General features: G+C 39.8%; 16 protein-coding genes and 1 other RNA gene. 11 read left to right on the top strand and 6 right to left on the bottom strand.

The annotated features are described in order from the left end of the window. Positions 1-2: 2 nt before the first annotated feature. Genes LKD48_RS06695 through LKD48_RS06680 form a run of 4 tightly spaced genes read left to right on the top strand, consistent with a single transcriptional unit; the run spans position 3 to position 9,103 of the window. Positions 3-4,520, top strand: coding sequence for a PolC-type DNA polymerase III (locus LKD48_RS06695; protein ID WP_308731557.1), 4,518 nt, complete (start codon positions 3-5; stop codon positions 4,518-4,520). Positions 4,521-4,545: 25 nt separating this feature from the next. Beyond that, complete coding sequence (locus LKD48_RS06690) at positions 4,546-6,030, top strand: DUF1846 domain-containing protein (protein ID WP_227100473.1); 1,485 nt, start codon at positions 4,546-4,548, stop codon at positions 6,028-6,030. 42 nt (positions 6,031-6,072) lie between these two features. Continuing rightward, entirely contained in the window at positions 6,073-8,184 is a 2,112-nt protein-coding gene (locus LKD48_RS06685) for a glycoside hydrolase family 36 protein (protein WP_308731555.1), read from the top strand. A 37-nt stretch (positions 8,185-8,221) separates the two neighbouring features. Continuing rightward, positions 8,222-9,103 (top strand): PPK2 family polyphosphate kinase, encoded by an 882-nt coding sequence (locus tag LKD48_RS06680; protein ID WP_308731554.1) that lies wholly within the window; start codon positions 8,222-8,224, stop codon positions 9,101-9,103. 186 nt (positions 9,104-9,289) lie between these two features. Here the strand turns inward: LKD48_RS06680 and LKD48_RS06675 are convergent, their stop codons facing one another. Further along, positions 9,290-10,477: a ribose-phosphate pyrophosphokinase gene (locus LKD48_RS06675; RefSeq protein WP_227100476.1), complete on the bottom strand. Its 1,188-nt coding sequence runs from the start codon at positions 10,475-10,477 to the stop codon at positions 9,290-9,292. A 224-nt stretch (positions 10,478-10,701) separates the two neighbouring features. Here LKD48_RS06675 and secG point away from each other — a divergent pair, with 224 nt between their 5' ends. The 3 genes from secG to smpB all read left to right on the top strand — a co-directional run bounded on the left by secG (position 10,702) and on the right by smpB (position 13,903). After that, the gene (gene secG / locus LKD48_RS06670) at positions 10,702-10,938 is read left to right on the top strand and encodes a preprotein translocase subunit SecG (protein WP_118612813.1); all 237 of its coding nucleotides are present in this window, start codon (positions 10,702-10,704) and stop codon (positions 10,936-10,938) included. Between the two features lie 378 nt (positions 10,939-11,316). Then, a complete protein-coding gene (rnr, locus tag LKD48_RS06665; RefSeq protein ID WP_308731579.1) occupies positions 11,317-13,470 on the top strand; it encodes a ribonuclease R in 2,154 nt (717 codons plus the stop codon). Then, a complete protein-coding gene (smpB, locus tag LKD48_RS06660) occupies positions 13,436-13,903 on the top strand; it encodes an SsrA-binding protein SmpB (protein WP_066561839.1) in 468 nt (155 codons plus the stop codon). The genes rnr and smpB overlap by 35 nt, the downstream gene beginning before the upstream one ends. Before the next feature lie 38 nt (positions 13,904-13,941). On the opposite strand, the gene ssrA is transcribed toward smpB, so the two are convergent. Further along, positions 13,942-14,286, bottom strand: a transfer-messenger RNA (tmRNA) gene (ssrA, locus tag LKD48_RS06655). A 185-nt stretch (positions 14,287-14,471) separates the two neighbouring features. Here ssrA and LKD48_RS06650 point away from each other — a divergent pair. After that, positions 14,472-15,050 (top strand): TetR/AcrR family transcriptional regulator, encoded by a 579-nt coding sequence (locus LKD48_RS06650; protein ID WP_308731553.1) that lies wholly within the window; start codon positions 14,472-14,474, stop codon positions 15,048-15,050. A 152-nt stretch (positions 15,051-15,202) separates the two neighbouring features. Beyond that, complete coding sequence (locus LKD48_RS06645) at positions 15,203-17,158, top strand: oleate hydratase (protein WP_262535873.1); 1,956 nt, start codon at positions 15,203-15,205, stop codon at positions 17,156-17,158. A 209-nt stretch (positions 17,159-17,367) separates the two neighbouring features. On the opposite strand, the gene LKD48_RS06640 is transcribed toward LKD48_RS06645, so the two are convergent. Beyond that, positions 17,368-18,429, bottom strand: coding sequence for a tyrosine-type recombinase/integrase (locus LKD48_RS06640; RefSeq protein ID WP_308731552.1), 1,062 nt, complete (start codon positions 18,427-18,429; stop codon positions 17,368-17,370). Then, entirely contained in the window at positions 18,430-19,254 is an 825-nt protein-coding gene (locus tag LKD48_RS06635) for a tRNA 2-thiocytidine biosynthesis TtcA family protein (protein WP_308731551.1), read from the bottom strand. It lies immediately after the preceding gene. Positions 19,255-19,440: 186 nt separating this feature from the next. Here LKD48_RS06635 and LKD48_RS06630 point away from each other — a divergent pair, with 186 nt between their 5' ends. Both LKD48_RS06630 and lexA read left to right on the top strand, forming a co-directional pair. Then, on the top strand, positions 19,441-20,457 hold the full coding sequence (locus tag LKD48_RS06630; protein WP_308731550.1) for an LCP family protein: 1,017 nt from the start codon (positions 19,441-19,443) through the stop codon (positions 20,455-20,457). 259 nt (positions 20,458-20,716) lie between these two features. Then, positions 20,717-21,343, top strand: coding sequence for a transcriptional repressor LexA (gene lexA, locus LKD48_RS06625; protein ID WP_227100485.1), 627 nt, complete (start codon positions 20,717-20,719; stop codon positions 21,341-21,343). A 63-nt stretch (positions 21,344-21,406) separates the two neighbouring features. On the opposite strand, the gene rsfS is transcribed toward lexA, so the two are convergent. Together rsfS and yqeK are read right to left on the bottom strand one after the other, a co-directional pair. After that, positions 21,407-21,772: a ribosome silencing factor gene (gene rsfS, locus LKD48_RS06620; protein WP_118612807.1), complete on the bottom strand. Its 366-nt coding sequence runs from the start codon at positions 21,770-21,772 to the stop codon at positions 21,407-21,409. A 3-nt stretch (positions 21,773-21,775) separates the two neighbouring features. Further along, positions 21,776-22,387, bottom strand: a complete 612-nt coding sequence (yqeK, locus tag LKD48_RS06615) for a bis(5'-nucleosyl)-tetraphosphatase (symmetrical) YqeK (RefSeq protein WP_227100486.1) — start codon at positions 22,385-22,387, stop codon at positions 21,776-21,778. Between the last annotated feature and the right edge of the window lie 131 nt (positions 22,388-22,518).

Below are 22,518 nucleotides of genomic sequence, written 5' to 3'. Positions count from 1 at the left end.
TCATGGCAAAGCGCTTTTTTGAAACATTTCCAGCGCTTATCCTAGAAGATGAGCTGAAGGATCTGTTTGAATTTGCAGAAGTAACTGCATTAAAATATAATCGTGACCGGACGGCGATTCATGTCTATCTGCTTTGTCGCCGTCTGATTTCAAAGCCGCAGATTTATGCGGTGGAATCTAAAATTGAAAAGCAGATGTTTCCTGATGGTGATATGAAGATTCGTATATTTGAATCTTTTTCACTGTCAGAACAATACACACCGTCATATCTTGTTGATGTCTATAAGGACAGTTTATTTGCAGAAATTAAGCGTCGAAGTGATCTGGATTATCATATTTTGATGCGCGCTGACTGGAAGGTAGCTGATGATGATTCTCTTTTGCTTACATTAGAGGATAGTCTTTGGGCTAGAAATCGTGCTGGCGAGCTGCGTGAATGGATTCAGATGGTTTTTTATGACCGCTGTGCAATATCAATTCCTGTAGCAGTATCATTTAAAGAGCGTGATACAACAGCAATTGAGGAAGAAAAAAAGCGCGCAGAGGCACAGGCTATCGCACGTATCATGAAGGCCAACAGCGTGGCTTCCAAAGAGAAAGAGGATGAATTTATTGATACAGCCTCTGCTGATACGAAAAAAGGCAGTGAAAAAACTACTCTTAGAAAAGGAGATCCCTCAAAAGCTGCCAAATCAGCTGGCGAAAAAAACGTTCAGACACCGCGCGAAATTCCAGGCGGCAATTTTCAAAAATCATCCTATAACAAGGGTAATAAAGGCGGATACAGCGCCAAGCGTCCTCTTCGTTCAGACGATCCAAACATGGTATATGGACGCAATTTTGAGGATGTCACACCAATGAAAATTGTTGAGATTCAGGAGGAGATCGGAGAAGTTGTCATAAATGGAAAGATTATTGCTGTAACTGAGCGTGAGCTTAGAAATGGCGAGAAAACTATCATTTCCTTTGCTGTAACTGATTACACAGATACGATCATGGCAAAAATCTTTGTTCCAAATGAGTTTTTAGCCGAATTAAAAAAGGATGTGGCTGTTGGCAAGGCTGTAACTGTTAAGGGCATCGCCATGATGGATAAGTTTGACCATGAAGTAACGATTTCCTCTGTATCAGGTATAAAGCGTGCGGAATGGAAGGAAGAAAAACGCGAAGATCACGCTCTTGTAAAACGAGTTGAACTTCACTGCCATACAAAGTCCTCAGAGATGGATGCTGTATCTGATGCGCAAGCGCTTGTAAAAACAGCAAAGGGCTGGGGACACACTGCTCTTGCCATAACAGATCATGGCTGTGCGTATGCTTTCCCGGAAGCTGCACATGCATTGTCAAAGGATGATGATTTTAAGCTGATCTTTGGCTGCGAGGGATACTTAGTCGATGACTTAAAGGAAATCGTTGTAAATAGTAACGGTGCTTCTCTTGATGCTTCATATGTTGTATTTGATATTGAGACAACAGGATTTCACCCATCTAAAAATAAAATCATTGAGATTGGTGCTGTAAAGGTGATAAATGGTGAGATTACAGACCGCTTTTCTGAGTTCATCAATCCGCGTGTTCCTATTCCGTTTACGATTGAACGACTAACCGGAATCAATGATGCTATGGTTTGTGATGCACCAGGCGTAGAGGAAATTCTTCCTAAATTTTTGAGCTTTTGCGAAGGCTGTGTCCTTGTAGCGCATAATGCGTCCTTTGATACAAGCTTTATCCGCTATAATGCAGAGCAGCTTGGCATTGAATTTCCTCCAACTTACGTTGATACAGTTGGACTGGCACGTTTTCTTCTGCCGCATCTTGGACGTTTTAAGCTTGATACTGTTGCAAAAGAGCTTCATGTTTCACTTGAGAATCATCATAGGGCAGTAGATGATGCCGGGGCAACAGCAGAAATTTTTGTCAAGTTTCTTCCGATGCTTAAGAAGAAAGGCTTTGAAACACTTGATGATATTGTAGAAAAGGCTGTTATGACACCAGAGGCAATCATGCGAATGCCTACGTATCACATCATATTGCTTGCAGCGAATGAAGTAGGCCGAATAAATCTGTATCGTCTGATCTCAATGGCACATGTTAAATATTTTGCCAGAAGACCGAGATTCCCACGCTCAGAAATTATGAAATACAGAGAGGGACTGATTATTGGATCGGCGTGTGAGGCTGGCGAGCTGTTTCGTGCAATCACAGGAGGAGAGAGCGATGATGAAATTGCAAAAATTGTCTCCTTTTATGATTATCTGGAAATTCAGCCTACAGGAAACAATGAGTTTATGCTGCGTGAAGAGGATTCTCCTTATAAGACAAGAGAAGATCTTGAGGCGCTTAATAAAAAGATTGTTCAGCTTGGCGAGCTTTACGATAAACCTGTCTGCGCAACATGCGATGTGCATTTTTTAAATCCTGAGGATGAGGTTTACCGCCGTATTATTATGAGCGGTAAAGGCTTTAAGGATGCTGATTTCCAACCGCCGCTTTATTACAGAACAACAGAAGAAATGCTAAAGGAATTTGAATATTTGGGAAGTGATAAGGCATATGAGGTAGTTGTCACAAATACGAATCTGATTGCAGATCGTATTGATCATCTGGCGCCTGTAAGACCTGATAAATGTCCGCCTGTTATTGAAAATTCAGATATAGACCTTAGAAATATGTGTTATGAAAAGGCACATTCAATGTATGGCGATCCGCTGCCGCCAATAGTAGAAGAACGCTTAGAGCATGAGCTTCACTCAATCATTTCAAATGGCTTCGCCGTTATGTATCTGATTGCCGTTAAGCTTGTTCATAAGTCAAACGAAGACGGTTACATGGTAGGCTCTCGTGGTTCTGTCGGATCATCATTTGTTGCAACTATGTCTGGAATTACAGAGGTAAATCCATTAAGTCCACATTATTACTGCAAGAAATGTCATTACAGTGATTTTGATTCGGAGGAAGTTAAAAAGTTTGGTGGTGGTGCAGGCTGCGATATGCCAGATAAAATTTGTCCTGTATGCGGTGAAAAGCTTGCAAAGGATGGCTATGATATCCCATTCGAGACATTCCTAGGCTTTTATGGTGATAAGGAGCCTGATATTGACTTAAACTTCTCTGGTGAATACCAGAGTAAGGCTCATGCCTATACAGAGGTTATTTTTGGCGCCGGACAAACCTTTAGAGCCGGCACTGTAGGTACACTGGCAGAAAAAACAGCATTTGGCTACGTGAAGAATTATTATGAAGAACATAACCAACATAAGCGAGAGTGCGAGATTAACCGCCTTGTCACTGGCTGTACTGGCGTAAAACGAACATCAGGGCAGCATCCCGGCGGAATAATTGTACTTCCAATCGGTGAAGATATTAACTCCTTCACACCAGTACAGCATCCGGCAAATGATATGACGACCAGCACAGTAACAACACACTTTGATTACCATTCAATTGATCATAACTTGTTAAAGCTTGACATACTTGGCCATGATGATCCTACCATGATCCGTATGCTTGAAGATTTAACAGGAATTGATGCAAGAGAAATTCCGCTCGACAGTCCAGAGGTAATGTCATTATTTAAGGACACATCTGCGCTTGGAATAAAGCCAGAGGATATAGGTGGCTGTAAGCTTGGTGCACTTGGTCTTCCGGAGTTTGGCACTGACTTTGCTATGGGCATGTTAATTGAAACACAGCCGCAGCATTTCTCAGATTTAGTTCGTATTGCGGGTTTGTCACATGGTACAGATGTATGGCTTGGAAATGCCCAGACACTTCTGCAGGAGAAAAAGGCGACCATTTCAACTGCTATATGTACGCGAGATGATATCATGGTTTACTTAATCAGCAAGGGCATTGAAAAAGGTCTTTCGTTTAAGATCATGGAGGCAGTTCGAAAAGGAAAGGGTCTTCAGCCAGAATGGGAGCAGACTATGGTTGAGCATGATGTGCCAGACTGGTATATATGGTCTTGTAAAAAGATTAAATACATGTTCCCTAAGGCACATGCCGCAGCTTATGTTATGATGATGTGGCGAATTGCATACTGCAAAATCTTTTATCCGCTGGCATTTTATGCTGCCTACTTTAGTATACGTGCCACTGCCTTTTCATATGAATTGATGTGTCAGGGCAAAGAAGCACTAGAACGTCATATGGCTGATTATGAAAGCCGAATGGACACGCTTTCACCAAAGGAGAAGGATTCCTATCACGATATGCGTATTGTTCAGGAAATGTATGTAAGAGGCTTTGAATTTACACCAATTGACTTGTTTAAGGTACAGGCAACAAGATTCCAGATTGTTGATGGAAAGCTAATGCCATCATTAAGCTCTATAGAAGGTCTTGGAAATAAGGCAGCAGAATCCATTGTAGAAGCAGCACTCGGAGGGGCGTTCCTTTCAAGACAAGATTTTCGAGAGCGCGCCAAAGTGGGACAGACAGTTAGTGATAAGCTTTTGGAGCTTGGAATTTTAAGCGATATTCCAGAGTCCAATCAGCTGTCGCTCTTTGACTTTTAACAAATATTAGAATAGAGGAAAACAAATGAAAATAGGATTTGATAATGAAAAGTATCTCAAAATTCAGTCAGAACATATCAAGGAGAGAATTGACCAGTTTGGCGATAAGCTGTATCTGGAATTTGGCGGAAAGCTGTTTGATGACTATCACGCTTCAAGAGTTCTTCCGGGATTTGCGCCAGATAGTAAGCTTCAGATGTTAATGCAGCTGTCTGATATGGCTGAGATCGTTATTGTAATTTCAGCGACAGATATTGAAAAAAACAAAAAGCGTGGTGATCTTGGAATTACTTATGATGTTGATGTACTTCGCCTTATATCAGAATATGAAAAAAAGGGTCTGTATGTTGGAAGTGTTGTGATAACACAGTTCGCAGGCCAGTCAGGTGCTGTTCAGTTCCAGAAGCGTCTTGAAAAGAAGGGTATTGATGTATACCGTCATTACCTTATTGATGGCTATCCATCAAATGTTTCTCTTATTGTAAGCCCTGATGGTTTTGGTAAAAACGAATATGTCCGCACAACAAGACCGCTAGTTGTTGTCACTGCACCAGGACCGGGAAGCGGTAAGATGGCAACATGTCTTTCTCAGCTTTACCACGAAAATTTACGCGGAGTACGTGCCGGCTATGCTAAGTTTGAGACATTCCCGATCTGGAATATTCCTCTAAAGCACCCTGTAAATCTGGCTTATGAAGCTGCTACAGCCGATCTGAATGATGTTAACATGATCGACCCATTCCATTTAGAGGCATATGGTGTTACAACTGTAAATTATAACCGTGATATTGAGATTTTCCCTGTTTTAAATGCTATCTTCGAGCGCATTTATGGAGAAAATCACTATTACAAGTCTCCAACTGATATGGGTGTCAACATGGCGGGAAATTGTATTATCGACGATGAGGTATGCTGTGAAGCATCCAGAATGGAAATTATTCGCCGTTATTACACAGCCATGAATAAGATTGCAAAAGAGGATGGCGGTGAGAATGAGCTGTACAAGATTGAGCTTTTGATGAAGCAGGCAAAAATCACACCAGCTGACCGCAAGGTAACAGTAGCTGCCATGGACCGCGCAAACAAGCTTGGTGTTCCTACTGCTGCAATGGAGCTTCCAGATGGAACAATCGTTACCTCTAAAACAAGTAATCTTCTTGGTGCCTCTGCCGCACTTCTTTTAAATGCTTTAAAGCAGTTAGCACAGATTGATCACGACAGAAATCTGATCTCTCCAGAAGTTATTGAACCAATTCAGAAATTAAAGACAGGCTATCTTGGTGCAAAGAATCCACGTCTTCACACCGATGAAGTATTAGTTGCACTTTCTGTAACTGCTGCATCAGATCCGACTGCAAAACTCGCAATGGAGCAGATGCCAAAGCTGTCTGGATGCCAGATGCATACTTCTGTTATGCTTTCCGATGTAGACAGTAAGACACTTAAGCGCCTTGGTGTTGATCTGACATGTGAGCCTGTACGCGAATCTGCAGCAAAAGGAGAGTTCTGATTTGTTAACAATCAGCTGATAAAAAACAGCAGGGAGGAAAAAATGGAACGCATTGAAATTGTTGAAAATGGCTTGTTTCTCGTATTTGAAATTGCTGATGATAAATGTTTTAAATTTCTTCATTTTGGGAAAAAGCCATTTAATGAAAAAGATATTATTGCGCGATCTACATCATATGGTTTTAGATTTGTTGAAATTAATCTGGCCGGTTATGATCGTCCCTATGAGCGTCATGGAAACAAATATATTGTAACGGCACCTGGCTGGCATATGCGTTATGAATCTATGGAAGACGGCCGTAATCAAAACGGCCGTATCGTGATGTTTGTTCTGCGTGATGAAATAACAGATGTAATAGTAAAAAGCTACATGCAGTTTTATGACGGACTTTCCATTATTCGATTCTGGAACATAGTTGAAAACACAGGCATCCAGACGCAGGTGTTAGACTATATTTCATCTTTTAATTATGAGGGAATTGACAAGGAAGGATCACTTCCTGCTGATAAAAAGCTGCAAATTCGCATACCGCACAACGGATGGCAAAAAGAAGTCAATTGGAAAACGTATGATCTTTGTGACTTTGGTATGGAACGTATTCAGCCAGCGTGTGATCAGCGTTCCTCAAACCTTCTTACAGTAAGCAATACTGGAAACTGGTCAGCTAAAGAACACCTTCCAATGGGATATCTTGAGAACACGCAGACACATACGGGTATGCTCTGGCAGATTGAAAATAATGGTTCCTGGCACTGGGAGATTGGAGATCAGAATGGTCATCTTTATTTGGCAGCATCTGGTCCGAATGAAATTTATTCTCACTGGTTTAAAAATCTAAAACCAGGAGATACTTTTACAAGCGTGCCTGTTGCTGTAAGCCTAACTGATCAAGGCTTTGATGATGCAGTTGGAACAATGACAAAATATCGCCGTATTATCCGCCGTCCAAATACAGATAATGAATCTCTTAAAATTATCTTTAATGACTATATGAATTGTTTGTGGGGGCATCCGACGGCAGCAGAAGAGTTTCCACTAATAGATGCGGCAGCAGAGGCCGGATGCGAGTATTTTTGTATTGATGCCGGCTGGTATGCAGATGGTGATTGGTGGGATGCGGTTGGTGACTGGAGAGAGAGCAAAAAACGCTTTCCGAACGGTGTACGTGAAATTACCGATTATATTCGCAGTAAGGGAATGATTCCAGGCGTATGGCTTGAGCTTGAAGTTATGGGTATTAATTGTCATATGGCACAGGAGGTTCCTGATGACTGGTTTTTCATGCGTCATGGAAAACGTGTATATGATAGAAGTCGATATCAGCTTGACTACAGAAATCCAGAAGTTCGTGCCTATGCAGATAGTGTGATAGATCGCCTGATTAAAGAGTATGGCGTTGGCTATATTAAAATGGACTATAACATTGAGCCGGGAATTGGTACCGACTTACATGCCGATAGTGCTGGAGACGGTATGTTATCACACGAGAGAGCTTATCTAAAATGGCTGGAAGCAGTATTTAAACGCTATCCGGATCTTGTAATTGAAAACTGTTCATCAGGTGGTCTTCGTATGGATTACGCTATGCTATCACGATACAGCATTCAGTCTACAAGTGATCAGGATGACTATCGTTATTATTGTACTATTGCAGCAAATTCGCCATCTGCATTGACACCAGAGCAAAGTGCGATTTGGTCATATCCACTTCGTGAAGGAGATCGGGAAGAGGTTGTCTTTAATATGGTTAACGCCATGCTACTTCGCATTCATCAAAGTGGTCATTTAGCTGAACTTACTCAAGAACGCCGTGATCTGGTAAAGGAGGCACTCGATATTTACAAAACTATTCGAAAAGATATCAAAAATAGTGTTCCGATCTGGCCAATTGGATTATCGCAGTTTCATGATGAATGGACCTGTCTTGGTCTGCAATCAGAAAACAAAATTTATCTGGCTGTGTGGAGAAGAAATGGCAATAAACCTGTCATTGAAATTCCATTCGAACAGTTAAATAATAAAGAAGTGTCTGTCAGCTGTCTTTATCCATCATATTCAGAGGTTTTGTTTTCATGGAGCAAAGAAAGCAATGTATTGACCGTTACGATGGAAAAAGAATTTATGGCAAGACTGTTTTGTATTGAAATAAAATAAATAATCGTAAATAAGGCAATTGCCAAAAGGAGCTGTTATGGGAAAATTAGATCAGTATTGTTTTGATGGAACAAATGCACTTTCACTGAAAAAACTGCCGACAGACAGCAAAAAAGATCAAGTTGACAAGGAAACAATTCTTGCAAAAACAGAAAAAAATCAGGAAAAAATTTTTGCACTTCAGGATAAGCTTTACGCAGATGCAAAAGAAGGACTAATTATTATCCTGCAGGCTAGAGATGCTGCAGGAAAGGACAGTACTATTCGTCATGTCATGGGCGGTATAAATCCGCAGGGTGTACAGGTTTTCAGCTACAAGCAGCCTTCTAAGGATGAGCTTGCGCATGATTATCTGTGGCGCTGCGTTACAAATCTTCCTAAGCGTGGAATGATAGCTATTTTTAATCGCTCTTACTACGAAGATGTATTAGTCGTAAAGGTTCATGAGCTTTACAAAGGCTACCATATGGCAGAACGTTGTTTAAATCCAGATACAATCATTGAGAATCGTTATCGCCAGATTCGCCATTTTGAGGAATATCTGTATGACAACAGCTACCGCGTCGTAAAGATTCTGCTTAATGTTTCTAAAGAAAAGCAAAAACAGCGTTTCCTTGAACGTATTGATCTTCCAGAGAAAAACTGGAAATTTTCCCAAAGCGATATGGCAGAGCGTGCTCTGTGGGATCAATACGATGATGCTTATGAGTGTGCTGTAAATGCAACTGCCACAAAGGAGAATCCATGGTATGTTATTCCGGCAGATCAGAAATGGTACAGCAGATATCTTGTATCAGAAATTATTCTTGATGTGCTGCAAAAAATTGATCCACAGTATCCAACTCTCTCACAAGAAGAAGCCGAGAAGCTTCCGCAGTATAAGGAGATGCTTCAAAATGAGAATATGAAGCATTCATAAAAATTAGATCTAGTATAAAAAGCCCGGCAGTAAGAGTAATCTTTCTGCCAGGCTTTTTTTATATATTTTGACCTCTTTGATACCAGATTGCTACGTGCTTTGCACTTTCGCAATCTTCAAAAACATTCGTAATCCGCTCATTTTTCTTTGAAAAATGGCTACTTACTCATGTTTTTGACCCTGGTATTATTCAAATTGTTCTTTGTGCTTCTTTAACAATGTCTGAATCTTTTCTGTTGGAGATAAGCTGTTTCCAATCGGAACGTCATGATTAAGTGTATTGATGATAGCAGCAGTAAACTTACTCATGTCAGCTTCAATGTACCAGCTTCTCTTAAGCAGCTCTGGAGAACGATAATTCAAGTTAGTTGTGATAACATAATCAAAGTAACCCTGAGAATTGAAATCATCAAACTTCTCTAATCCGTCTGTGAAAAGACCAAATGTACAACATACAACAACATTCTTTGCACCGCGGTCTTTCAGTTCCTTTGCTGTATCAAGCATACTTTCTCCGGAAGAGATCATATCGTCAATGATGATAACAGTTTTGCCCTTGATGTTTGCACCCAAAAATTCATGTGCAACAATCGGATTCTTTCCATTTACAACAGTAGAATAGTCTCTTCTCTTGTAGAACATACCCATGTCAATGCCAAGGTTATTAGCAAAGTAAACAGCACGTCCCATTGCACCTTCATCAGGGCTGATTGCCATTAAATGATCCTTGTCGATTATCATATTTGGCTCTTTCTTTAACAGCGCCTTGATAAACTGGTACGGAGGTGTAAAATTGTCAAATCCGTGAAGCGGAATTGCATTCTGAACACGTGGGTCATGAGCATCAAAAGTGATGATGTTGCTTACACCCATGTCGATAAGCTCCTCTAATGCCAGTGCACAGTCAAGAGATTCTCTTCTGTTACGCTTATGCTGACGGCCCTCATACAAAAACGGCATAACGACATTGACACGGCGTGCACCGCGGCAGGAGCCGATAAGACGCTTCAGATCCTGATAATGATTATCAGGAGACATGTGATTTACTTCACCGCACAGCTGATAAGTTAAGCTATAATTTGTTACATCGACCATTGCAAAAATATCAGAGCCGCGAACAGACTCTTTTAATACACACTTTGCTTCACCAGAGCCAAAACGTGGACAGGAAAAATCAAGCAGATAGGACTTACTGTCATATCCACGGAAATCCAGCATCGACTGACGCTGAGCAAGTGCCTCTGCATCATGCTGACGGAAGGAAACGATATAGTCATCGACCTTCTTTGCAAAATCCTTGCAGCTGTCAAGTGCAGCAATCTTCAAAGGACCAATAGGAATACTGTTTTCAAATGAATAATCAATATTTGCCATTTATAGGACCGCCTTTTTATGTTAGTCTTGCAGTCAGAAATTGCCTCTTGCTTCATATACAATTTTTGACATACACAATCTATTATAACCGCAAAGAAAAGCATAAGTCAATAGAAAAAGTCGACAGAAAAAAATAGTTGCATTTTTGTTTTCTTTGTGATACACTGACTTAAGTGTTATTCTCGTGTGATAACCAATTATTTTAATAAGGAATGGGGTTTGGCATGTCAGCATTAAAGATTATCGTTACTGTTATTTATTGCATTGTTGCGATTGCATTTACAGCTTCTGTACTGATGCAGGAGGGAAAATCCGCAGGTCTGGGCGCAATTGGCGGTATGGCTGAGAGCTACTGGGGCAAGAATAAAGGTCGTTCCATGGAGGGAAAGTTAGAAAGATTCACTCTGATTGGAGCAATCATTTTCTTTGTTGGAGCAATTCTTCTGAACATGAACTTTTAAGTTACAGTTCACACGTCTGTTAATGAGCAAAACAGAGCTGCGAAGCAGCGACACACACAACATGTGGTTTTGTGAATTGGCGTCCTGTGAACAGTTACTTTATCAACAAAAGAAGCGGCTGTCGCAGATTGCGGCGGCCGTTTTGTGCCTTTTTATAAGATCAGCACCCCTTACACGACTAAAGCACTAACATATAAGAATATATAAGAAAGAAGTTTAATTTAAGTGAAGCTATATAAAGAAAAAAAGAAAAAATATTATCGAAAAAAACAGCAGTATAGCGAATCTAGTGAAGTGTTCGATACATCTGCTGATGAAGATTCTCTTAATTCAGAGCAGGATCATAACGATTCAAATCATGAAGGCAATAAAAAGAAGCTGCTGTTAGAGTTAATGTATGATAAAAATTACCGCCCGATGAAATTTAGGGAATTGTGTGTGCTGTTAGATGTCTCAAAAGCACGCCGTTATGAGCTTGAGACTGCTTTGAATCAGCTTGTTGATGAGGGAAAAATTGGTATTTCTGCTCATGGAAAATATGGTAAACCAGAGTTATTTACGCTTAAGGGTTCCTTTAGCTCCACATCAAGAGGCTTTGGCTTTGTTACAGTAGAAGAAAAAGACAATGATATTTTTATTGCCCCTGATAACACCTTAGGCGCCCTTCCTGGCGATGTTGTCTTAGTATCTGTAATTTCCCATGCCAATGGAAGCAGACGCGAAGAGGGACGTATTGTACGCATTTTAGAACACACGCTTACAAGTGTTGTCGGTACTTTTCAGAAGAACAAAAATTTTGGCTTTGTCCTTCCTGATAATCAGCGTATTCTTCGTGATTTCTTTGTTGAAAAAGGAAAGGATATGGATGCACAAAATGGAGACAAGGTTGTTGCTACAATACTTGACTATGGAAATGAGCATAAAAATCCACAGGTTGAAGTCACTGAAATTCTTGGTGCAAAGAATGAACCTGGTACTGATGTGTTAAGTATTGTGCGAAGCTATGGTATTCCAGAGGAATTTCCACAAGAGGTGCTAGATAGTCTTGATTCCATACCAGAAGAGGTTACAGAAGCAGAAAAAATTGGCAGACGCGACATGCGTGATTTCCATACAGTTACAATTGACGGTGAGGATGCAAGAGACTTAGATGATGCCATATCATTGACTTTTGAAAATGGTATTTATCATCTTGGTGTGCATATCGCTGATGTTACTCATTACGTAAAGGAAGGCTCCTTGCTTGATGAGGAAGCAAAAAATCGAGGCACAAGCGTGTATTTGGCGGATCGTGTAATTCCGATGCTTCCAAGAAAGCTTTCAAATGGCATATGCTCTTTAAATGCCGGGACAGATCGCTTGGCTTTGTCATGTCTTATGGACATCGATGAAGAGGGTACCATTGTCAATCATGAGATTTGTGAAACTGTAATTTGTGTTGACCGCCGCATGACATATACTATGGTAGCTGATATTCTCGATGGTGCAGAGTCACCTGAAGAATACAAAGACTTTGTTGATGATTTCAAGTTAATGAAGCAGCTTTCTGATTTGCTTCGCAAGAAACGCTCTGGACGCGGAGCCATTGACTTTGATTTTCCAGAATCAAAAATTATTCTCGATGAAAAAGGTCGTCCTATTGAGATTAAAGCATATGAACATTCTGCAGCGACACGGCTGATTGAGGATTTTATGCTGCTGACTAATGAGACAATAGCAGAGGAGTATTACTGGCTGGAGCTTCCGTTTGTTTATCGTATTCATGAGACGCCAGATGAGGAGAAGCTTAGGACATTTGCCACCTTCCTCAATAATTTTGGCTATTCGCTTCATCTTACAAACCACACTATTCATCCGAAAGAGCTGCAAAAGCTGTTAAGCCGCATTGAGGGAAGTGAGGCAGAGGGGCTAATCTCACGCATTTTGCTGCGTTCAATGAAACAGGCAAAATATTCACCAGAAAATCTTGGTCATTTTGGCTTGTCAGCGAAGTATTACTGCCATTTTACTTCACCGATTCGCCGTTACCCTGATTTGCAGATACACCGCATTATCAAAGAGCAGCTGCACGGAACACTTTCAAAATCACGTCAGGAGCATTATGAGCATATCCTTCCAAGCGTCTGTGACAGCTCAAGCAAGCTTGAACGGCGGGCAGACGAAGCGGAGCGTGAGACAGATAAGCTTAAAAAAGCCCAATATATGCGCCGTCATATTGGAGATATCTATGAGGGTGTAATTTCTGGCGTTACCGCATACGGCTTCTATGTAGAACTTACAAATACAGTAGAAGGACTTGTACGTGCTGCCAATTTAGATGATGATTATTATATCTATGATCAGGAGCATTATCAGTTAGTTGGTGAAATGACAGGACGTACCTTCAGCATCGGACAGAGTGTATCTGTTGTCGTAGTTGATGCGGACACGCTGACTAAACAAATCGAATTTTTACTCTACTATCCAGAGGAAGATTGGTCAAAGGGGGAAACGAGACATGGCAAAAGAAAGTCGAAAACTCATCGCAAATAATAAAAAAGCATTTCACGACTATTTTATCGAGGATACCTGGGAAGCAGGAATTGCACTGGTAGGTACTGAGGTAAAATCTCTTCGTATGGGAAAATGCAGTTTAAAGGAATCCTTTATACAAATTCACAAGGGTGAAGTCTTTATCTACAACATGCATATCAGCCCGTATGAAAAAGGCAATATCTTTAATAAAGATCCGCTTCGTCCAAGAAAGCTTCTTGTTCATCGATATGAGATTAACAAGATTGTTGGAAAAATCGACCAGAAGGGCTATACATTAGTGCCGCTTCAGATTTATTTCAAGGGAAGTCTTGTAAAGGTTGAGTTTGCTCTTGCAAAGGGTAAAAAGCTTTATGATAAGCGTGCCGATATTGCAAAGAAGGACACAAGAAGAGAGGCTGAACGAGAATTTAAGGTATCAAATCTATATTAAGCAAAAAAAGAGATCCTTGGAAAACCAAGGATCTTTTTTAGTGGAGCTGAGGGGAATCGAACCCCTGTCCGAAAGCCCATTCATTAAAGCTTCTCCCATCACAGTTGCTCTACATTCATTCCCTCATCCGACTGCCGAACAACAGGCTGCCAGATTCAGTAGCTTCATAAATCTCTTACCACCGCAAAGCTTAGGCGGTAAGGTGCCCTGCAAAGTCGATGCCAGATTCTTAAGCAGCAGGTGACTTAAGGCTGACAGCTGCCATTAGGCAGCGTATGCTAATTCGTTGTTAGCGTTTATATTTAAATCCGACTTTTAACGTGGATCCGGACCACGGATGGCTACTCTAACTTCAAAACCCCCGTCGAAACCAGTACAACCCCGGGAATGCATTCCGGTACAAACTTGTACGGTCACTAACAGTTGCATACTATTTTCATATAATATCACAATGTCACTCATCTGTCAACTGTACTTTTTTGAAAAATCATTAGCCTTTTTTTATATGGTATGCTAAAATAAAAGCCAATAAACCCCACAATTTAACAGAAAGGATAAGGTGACACTCATGCCAAACAACTCTACTAAACTTGCACTGGAAGCTTCTTTGAAAAATTTGTTATTAAAAAAGCCTGTTGACAAAATTACGATTACAGATCTGACAAATGATTGCGGCATCACACGCATGGCTTTTTATTACCATTTTAAAGATATCTACGATCTCGTTGAATGGTCCTGCTACGAGGACGCCTCAAAGGCTTTACATGGAAAGAAAACGTATGAAACCTGGCAGGAGGGATTGATGCAGATATTCGAGGCTGTTATGGAAAACAAACCTTTTATTATGAATGTGTATCATGCACTGAGCCGTGAGCAGATTGAAAACTATCTTTTCAGGCTGACGCGTGATTTAATTATGAATGTTATTAAGGAATGCTCTAAAGGTATGAACATAACTGCCAGTGAGCAAAGCTTTATCGCAGACTTTTATAAATACAGCTTTGTCGGTGTTATGCTTGACTGGATCAAAAAGGGCATGAAGGAGAATTATCATGAGATTGTAAACGATATATGTATCACAATGAGCGGAAATATTAAAAATTCACTTCAAAACTTTGCAGATAGTAAAAAACAGCCTAAGCAATGATAGGTTAATAAGTCAACACAGAAGTTTTTTATCAAAATAGGGGGTTTGATTAGTTTTTTGTCATTATTCTTTTTTTGTATATGTATCTTTTTAATTTTATGAGTTAAGATAAGACCATCAAGAGAAAACAACAATGAAAGGTGGTACTGATGATGTCAGAAAAGAAAAATACATTAGGAAAAGCAGTAGCAGTTGCAGCAGGAGTAGGTGCAGCATATCTGGCACTAAAGAAGAAGGAAAACGAGAAGCAGGTTCTTGAACAGCAGGCTGCCCAGAACAGCAATTATAGAAACACTGAGCGCGGCAAATATGATAAGAACAGCAAGGGAATTTATTATACAAATGGTAATTACGAAGCATTCGCAAGACCTGAGAAGCCAGAAGGCGTTGATGAAAAGCATGCCTATATCGTAGGAAGCGGACTTGCTGCTTTATCTGCAGCTTGCTTCTTAGTACGTGATGGTCAGATGCCTGGATCTCATATTCATATTTTGGAGGCTATGGATATTGCCGGTGGTGCATGTGATGGTATCTTTGACCCGTCCCGTGGCTATATTATGAGAGGCGGACGTGAGATGGAAAATCATTTTGAGTGTCTGTGGGATCTGTTCCGCAGTATTCCATCTCTTGAAGTTCCAAATGCATCTGTTCTGGATGAGTTCTATTGGCTGAACAAGCATGATCCTAATTATTCCCTGTGCCGTGCAACAGAGGACTGTGGAAAAGATGCTCATACCGATGGAAAGTTCAACTTAAGTCAGAAGGGCTGTATGGAAATCATGAAGCTTTTCATGACAAAGGATGAAGATCTGTATGATAAGACAATCGAAGATGTATTTGATGATGAAGTATTCAATTCTACATTCTGGCTGTACTGGCGTACCATGTTCGCATTTGAAAACTGGCACAGTGCACTTGAGATGAAACTTTACTTCCAGCGTTTCATTCATCATATTTCTGGTCTGCCGGATTTCAGTGCACTTAAATTTACGAAGTATAATCAGTATGAATCCCTGATTCTTCCAATGCAGAAGTATCTTGAGGCTGCTGGCGTTGAGTTTAGATTTGGCGTTGAAGTAACAAATGTTATTTTTGAATTTAAGGATGGAAAGAAGATTGCATCTGCAATTGAGTGCAAGGAGCATGGCGTTGAGAAGGGTATTGTTTTGACAGAAAACGATCTTGTATTCGTCACAAACGGAAGCTGTACAGAAGGTACTATTTATGGTGATCAGAATCATGCACCGAATGGAGATGCAGAGGTTCGCACAAGTGGCTGCTGGAATCTGTGGAAGAATATCGCAAAGCAGGATCCGTCCTTTGGTCATCCGGAGAAATTCTGTTCCGATATTACAAAGACAAACTGGGAATCTGCTACCGTTACTACACTGGATGACAAGATTATTCCATATATCACTGATATTTGCAAGCGTGATCCGAAAACAGGAAACGTTGTAACTGGTGGTATTGTAAGCTGCGTAGATTCTAATTGGCTGTTAAGCTGGACAATCAACCGTCAGGGACAGTTCAAGACACAGGATAAGGACAAGGTTTGCGTATGGGTATATGGTCTGTTTACAGATAAGCCAGGCAACTTTGTTAAGAAGCCAATGAGAGAGTGTACAGGTAAAGAAATCACAGAAGAGTGGCTGTATCATTTAGGTGTTCCGACTGATCAGATTCCAGAGCTTGCTGAGAACAGTGCAGTCTGCGTACCGACTATGATGCCATATATCACTGCATTCTTCATGCCGCGTACAAAGGGCGACCGCCCGGATGTTATTCCGGATGGCTGCGTAAATTTCGCATTCTTAGGTCAGTTTGCTGACACACCTCGCGACACTGTATTCACTACAGAATATTCTGTAAGAACTGCTATGGAAGCTGTTTATGGACTGCTTGGTGTAGACAGAGGTGTTCCTGAGGTATGGGGCAGTGTATATGATATTCGTGAACTGCTTGACAGTTCTGTAAAGCTCATGGATGGCAAGTCTCCGCTTGATATCCAGCTGCCAGGACCGCTGAATGCATTAAAGAAGCCTCTGCTTCATGTCATTCATGGAACGGTAGTTGAGAAAGTGCTTCAGGATCATGATATTATAAGATGAGTTATTGCAAAATAGCAGCATCGAAGATGAATAGTTAGTAAAAAATCGGCAGGATTATTCTTGCCGATTTTTTACTAATTCAGAAGAAAAACGACGAAAGAAGAGTACTTTGAAAAGCAAATATTTTTCGCGGATTTGCCTTTCTTCCCTACTTGTACGACACTTCGATTTTTGCTATTTACCGTTACCGAATTTTTTAAAATTTTATTTTAATCTCTAAGCTTTACCGCATTTCTTGCACCGCGTCGTCTATCATCTTCAAGAGCAGCGTAGTGCTTTTTGGTTGTATTTACATCGTTATGTCCAAGAACATCTGCCACCAAATAAATATCGCCAGTTTCGCGATATAAATTTGTTCCGTAGGTACTGCGCAACTTATGAGGTGTGATATGTTTGACTGTCGTAACAGTTTGAGCATATTTTTTTACGAGCTTTTCAACAGCTCTTACACTGATTCGTTTTTTTTGAAGGGATAAAAACAAAGCTTCCTCATGACCAACTACAGCCTCTGTTTTTTTACGTTCTTCAATGTATGAAAGAAGAGCGCTTTCAACTTCATCTCCAAAATAAACAACAACCTCCTTACCGCCTTTTCTATGAATGCGAATACCGTCATTTTTAAAATCAACGTCATCAATATTTAGTCCTACGCATTCCGATACGCGGATGCCTGTTCCAAGCATTAATGTAAGCAGCGCTACATCACGCAATTTTGTCCTGTCATGGAAACGTTGTTCTCGCTCAGATAGTTTATCACCACTTTCTGCCTGATCTAGCAGCAATGCCACTTCATCGATATCCAGCCTTGTAATCGCCTTATCATGTACCTTTGGCATAGTTACAAGATCAACAGGGTTATACTTAATATCTTCATGCTGAATAAAATATCGATAGAAAGAGCGAAGAGAAGCAAGCTTTCGTTTTAATCCTAACTCATGATTTGTTTTTGTATTATTGCTTCCTTCATTTTTAGGATCCGTATATGCCTGCAGATACTCAAGATATTCCTCAATATCAGTGGGACGAAGCTTCTCCAAATCGTCTAATGTAATATCACGAATTTCCTTTTGAGCAAAAATAGGATTATTTTCATGCAAATATGAAAAAAATACATTTAAATCGTATGCATAAGCAATTCGGGTGCGCGATTCTGTATGAGGCTGGATACCCCGAAAATAATCTTTTGCATAGGGCGGAAGAGTACTGATTAGCATTCGCAGGCGGTATGTATTATCAATATCAATCTGCTCACTGTATGAATTAGCTCCCATTTACAACTCACCTCCTGACTGAACTGTTTTTGCAGAATTTTTAGCTTTATCTAATGTTTTTTCTTGCATTTTTCTATTCTGGATCAACTGTTTTACGTCCATATGTGTGCGTGCAGCTGTCCAGTCATCAATATTGCCATTTTCAATAGCATGAAAAAAGCGGTCTTTGGCATCTGGATAAAGAGATGTTAATTGTTTCATAAGTGACTCCATATCACTTCTTGCAGAATGACCATCACGTGGACATAGATTTTTAATAACGGGAAGCTGATATTGCTGTGCAAAGTTTTTAATTTCACCCTCACTTACGTAAATAAGTGGACGAATTACAGCAATTTGACTATCATCATATGCAGTATATGGTGATACGGTATAAAAACGCCCCTCAAACAGCATAGACATCATCATCGTATATATAATATCTTCTTTATGGTGACCAAGAGCCAGCTTAGTACAGCCAAGTTCTAATGCTTTTGAAATCAGTGCACCACGACGAAGATTCGCACAAAAAGAGCAAGATCCATTTGGATTTTCAGGATGAAATACAATATCTTTTATTTGCGTATGACAAATAAAAAATGGAACGTCAAGTTCATCACAAAGCCTCTGAACAGGCGTAAAATCCATTCCAAAGCCAATATCAATAGTAATTGCACAAATGGTAAAAGAAGCGGGATAGAAGCGTTTGAGACCTGCTAGCGCATATAATAATGCTAGACTATCTTTTCCACCAGAGACTGCCACTGCAATTTTATCTTCATCTTCAATTAAATTATATTCATCTGCTGCCTGACGTACATAGCGGTATAATTTTTGTAATTTCATAACTATATGTCTTACCTTTCATAGATTCCAATACGATGATTTTATCACAAAAAGAGATGGGCGTAAAGAAATTTACCGTTGCCGCGCTTTTTGTTTTGTGGTAGACTATACACTTGTGAGAGATTGACGTTTAAAAATGACAATCTACGATAATGCAAGTCTTAATAAAGGAGAAAATTAAAGATTATGCTTAACAAAATAGCAAAACGGGTAATATTGCTTTTATGTACAATTACTGTTGTCGGAATTTTATCTGGCTGTACTGAAACAATTCTTTCCCAAAATGGTCCAGGCGCAGTTTTTGTTGCCGGAAAACTAGATTCTGATAATACATTTTCCAAATCTGTGAATTGGCTGGAGAATGCTTTTTCCAAGTTTGAAAATCTTGCAAAACATGGAGCAGAAGAGAAGTCACAAACGCTTGCAATTCCAGATCAGTATCAAGTACTCTTAATTGGCAGTGATAGACGTGATGGTTCCTGGAATGGAAATTCTGATGTAATGATTTTAGCCTCATTAAATCGAAATAAAAAGACAATTTCTTTTATTTCTTTCATGCGAGATACTGGTGTAAATGTTCCAAATGTTGGATATGGAAAACTTAATTGTTCTTTTGCCAAAGGCGGAGCTGAATTGTTACAAAGCACACTTGAATCAAATTTTCAGATCTCGATTGATAATTATATCGCAACTGATTTTGTCAGTATGGCCGATATAATTGATTTATTCGGGGGCGTTGATCTTGATATAACAGATGCAGAGATTCCAGTAATCAATGGTTATATCAATGAAATGGCAACATTGAGAGGATTTGATCCGTCAGAATATCAGCTTTCAGCGGCTGGAACATTACATTTAAATGGTTTGCAGGCAGTTGGATATATGCGTGATCGTTATGTAGGAAGCAACGATTTTCAGAGAACCGAACGCCAAAGAATTGTTTTGCAAAAACTTCTTGAAAAGCTTAAAACCATGAATGCATTAGAAATATTGAAATTAGGTTCATCAATGACAAACTTGTCAATTCAGCATAATTTTACAGCTGAACAAATCGCTGGATTGGCTGCGCTTGCTTTGGAATGCAGAAATTATACAGTGGTAATGGATCGTATTCCTTATGACGGATTATATACTTCAAATGGAGAAAATCTGGATCCTGTATGGCCAGAAACCATTGAAAAACTGCATGCGACAATTTATTAAAATAACGAGTAAAATGATGGCTTAAACACCATCATTTTACTTTCAGATGTATTTATTCGTTAAACTAGGGTTTCGCGAATAAATTAATATATCTCTTATTTCACCCCAAAATCAAAAAAATGTTTGTTTTCTCAGCGAACACATTTTCGCAAACTTTTGTTTGCATTTTCTTCTGATTTGTGCTATACTATTTTCAAGTATAAATCAATGCTTATCAATATATGATTAATAACTTAGCTTGAAAAAGGAGGACTTATTTATGACATATGGAAAAATCACAAATAAGCAGCGTGAAGTACTAGAATATTTAAAACAACAGGTTCTGCAGAAAGGTTATCCGCCGTCTGTACGTGAAATCTGTGATGCTGTCGGATTAAAATCTACATCTTCCGTTCATGCCCATCTTGAATCACTTGAGAGAAATGGTTACATCCGCAAGGATCCAACAAAACCTAGAGCAATTGAAATTGTTGATGATGGCTTTAATCTTGTTCGCACAGAGACTGTCTATATTCCTGAGGTTGGAAAAGTCGCTGCCGGACAGCCAATTCTTGCCATTGAAAATATCGATGCCTATTTACCATTCCCGGCATATATGATTCCACAGGGAAAGGAGGTTTTTGTGCTGACTGTTAAGGGTGACAGCATGGTTGAAGCAGGTATTTTTGATGGTGATAAGCTTGTTGTCGCTAAGCAAAGTACCGCACAAAATGGTGAAATTGTCGTTGCACTTGTAGATGATTCTGCTACTGTTAAAACTTTTTATAAAGAAGATGGTCATTATCGTTTGCAACCTCAAAACAGCTCTATGGAACCTATTATCGTTGATAATGTTGAGATCATAGGAAAGGTAATCAGTCTGTTCCGTCCAAAGATTGTTTCTTAAAAGCTAAAAAGACCGTATCCTTAGAGACTTTTCTCCAAAGATACGGTCTTTTTGTGCTGTAAATTATAAAGCGGCCTCTTTAATGCCAAGCTGTTCCTTTGACACTGAGATTGCATCTCTCCAAAGACGTTCAAGATCGTAGAATAAACGATCTTCCTTATTGAATATATGAACAATAATATCGCCAAAGTCAAGCAGTACCCAGCCAGATTCTGATTTTCCTTCAATACGGCAATGATTGCCATTTTTCATCATCTGCTCTTCTACATTATCAGCAATTGCCTGCAGCTGATTGTTATTCTCAGCATCTGCAATCACAAAATAGTCTGCCATAACAGAAATACCGCTGATATCAAGAACACTGATTCGGCTTCCTTTTTTATCCTCAATTGCATTGTAAATCAATGCTGCCTTTTGCTTTACTTCCATAAGTCAGTTCCTTTCTGTTTCATTTTCTACGTCTTTTTCACCACACAGCGCACGATAATAATCACAGGACTTTTTTGTCAGGCTGTCAATCGGAACTTTTTTTGACTTTAGATAACGAAGCGTCTGATCCATAATTTCGTAAACGGTGCGATCAATATCAATAAACGCCATTTGACGCAGTTTGGACAGGTTTGACGCTTTATTTCTCCTTGGTTCAATATAGTCAGCAACAAAAACAATCTTCTCAAGAAGACTCATTGCCGGACGTCCTGTAGTGTGATTCTCAATAGCATTTAAAATATCCTGATCTTTAATCCTATAATGGTCAGCTGCAATAAAAGCGCCAAGCTTTGCATGAAGAAGAGATGGGCTTTGTTCTTGTGCCTTTGTGATCGGAATATTGTTGCGCTTGCATTTATCAAGTTTAATATCATCCGGGATACATTTTGCACAGTCATGAAGAAGACCGGCTAATTCTGCCTTGTGAAGATCTTCTCCATAACGCATTGCAAGGCAAACAGATGTGTATGCAACACCAATGGTGTGCTCAAAGCGGTCTTCATCCATCTTCTTTTTCAAGCGTCTTCGGATGTAAAGAATTTCATCATTAACCATAAAATGGATCCTCCCGTATATTATGATGTTTGGGTCAAAAGGTATTTTGCCCCAAACTGATATCCACGAATTGCTCCGTTGCTATGCAACTTTCGCAATTCTAAAAACATTCGGATTCGCTGATTTTCCTT

This window comes from Anthropogastromicrobium aceti, from assembly GCF_020687335.1.
Taxonomy (GTDB): Bacteria; Bacillota; Clostridia; order Lachnospirales; family Lachnospiraceae; genus Anthropogastromicrobium; species Anthropogastromicrobium aceti.
Note: the sequence above shows the minus strand (reverse complement) of the source record. Positions and strands in the feature narration are given on the sequence as shown.

Excerpts from the sequence above, each read along its gene's own strand:
- LKD48_RS06695 (WP_308731557.1), top strand. The coding sequence starts at position 3 with ATGGCAAAGCGCTTTTTTGAAACATTTCCAGCGCTTATCCTAGAAGAT.
- LKD48_RS06690 (WP_227100473.1), top strand. The coding sequence starts at position 4,546 with ATGAAAATAGGATTTGATAATGAAAAGTATCTCAAAATTCAGTCAGAA.
- LKD48_RS06685 (WP_308731555.1), top strand. The coding sequence starts at position 6,073 with ATGGAACGCATTGAAATTGTTGAAAATGGCTTGTTTCTCGTATTTGAA.
- LKD48_RS06680 (WP_308731554.1), top strand. The coding sequence starts at position 8,222 with ATGGGAAAATTAGATCAGTATTGTTTTGATGGAACAAATGCACTTTCA.
- LKD48_RS06675 (WP_227100476.1), bottom strand. The coding sequence starts at position 10,477 with ATGGCAAATATTGATTATTCATTTGAAAACAGTATTCCTATTGGTCCT.
- secG (WP_118612813.1), top strand. The coding sequence starts at position 10,702 with ATGTCAGCATTAAAGATTATCGTTACTGTTATTTATTGCATTGTTGCG.
- smpB (WP_066561839.1), top strand. The coding sequence starts at position 13,436 with ATGGCAAAAGAAAGTCGAAAACTCATCGCAAATAATAAAAAAGCATTT.
- LKD48_RS06650 (WP_308731553.1), top strand. The coding sequence starts at position 14,472 with ATGCCAAACAACTCTACTAAACTTGCACTGGAAGCTTCTTTGAAAAAT.
- LKD48_RS06645 (WP_262535873.1), top strand. The coding sequence starts at position 15,203 with ATGTCAGAAAAGAAAAATACATTAGGAAAAGCAGTAGCAGTTGCAGCA.
- LKD48_RS06640 (WP_308731552.1), bottom strand. The coding sequence starts at position 18,429 with ATGGGAGCTAATTCATACAGTGAGCAGATTGATATTGATAATACATAC.
- LKD48_RS06635 (WP_308731551.1), bottom strand. The coding sequence starts at position 19,254 with ATGAAATTACAAAAATTATACCGCTATGTACGTCAGGCAGCAGATGAA.
- LKD48_RS06630 (WP_308731550.1), top strand. The coding sequence starts at position 19,441 with ATGCTTAACAAAATAGCAAAACGGGTAATATTGCTTTTATGTACAATT.
- lexA (WP_227100485.1), top strand. The coding sequence starts at position 20,717 with ATGACATATGGAAAAATCACAAATAAGCAGCGTGAAGTACTAGAATAT.
- rsfS (WP_118612807.1), bottom strand. The coding sequence starts at position 21,772 with ATGGAAGTAAAGCAAAAGGCAGCATTGATTTACAATGCAATTGAGGAT.
- yqeK (WP_227100486.1), bottom strand. The coding sequence starts at position 22,387 with ATGGTTAATGATGAAATTCTTTACATCCGAAGACGCTTGAAAAAGAAG.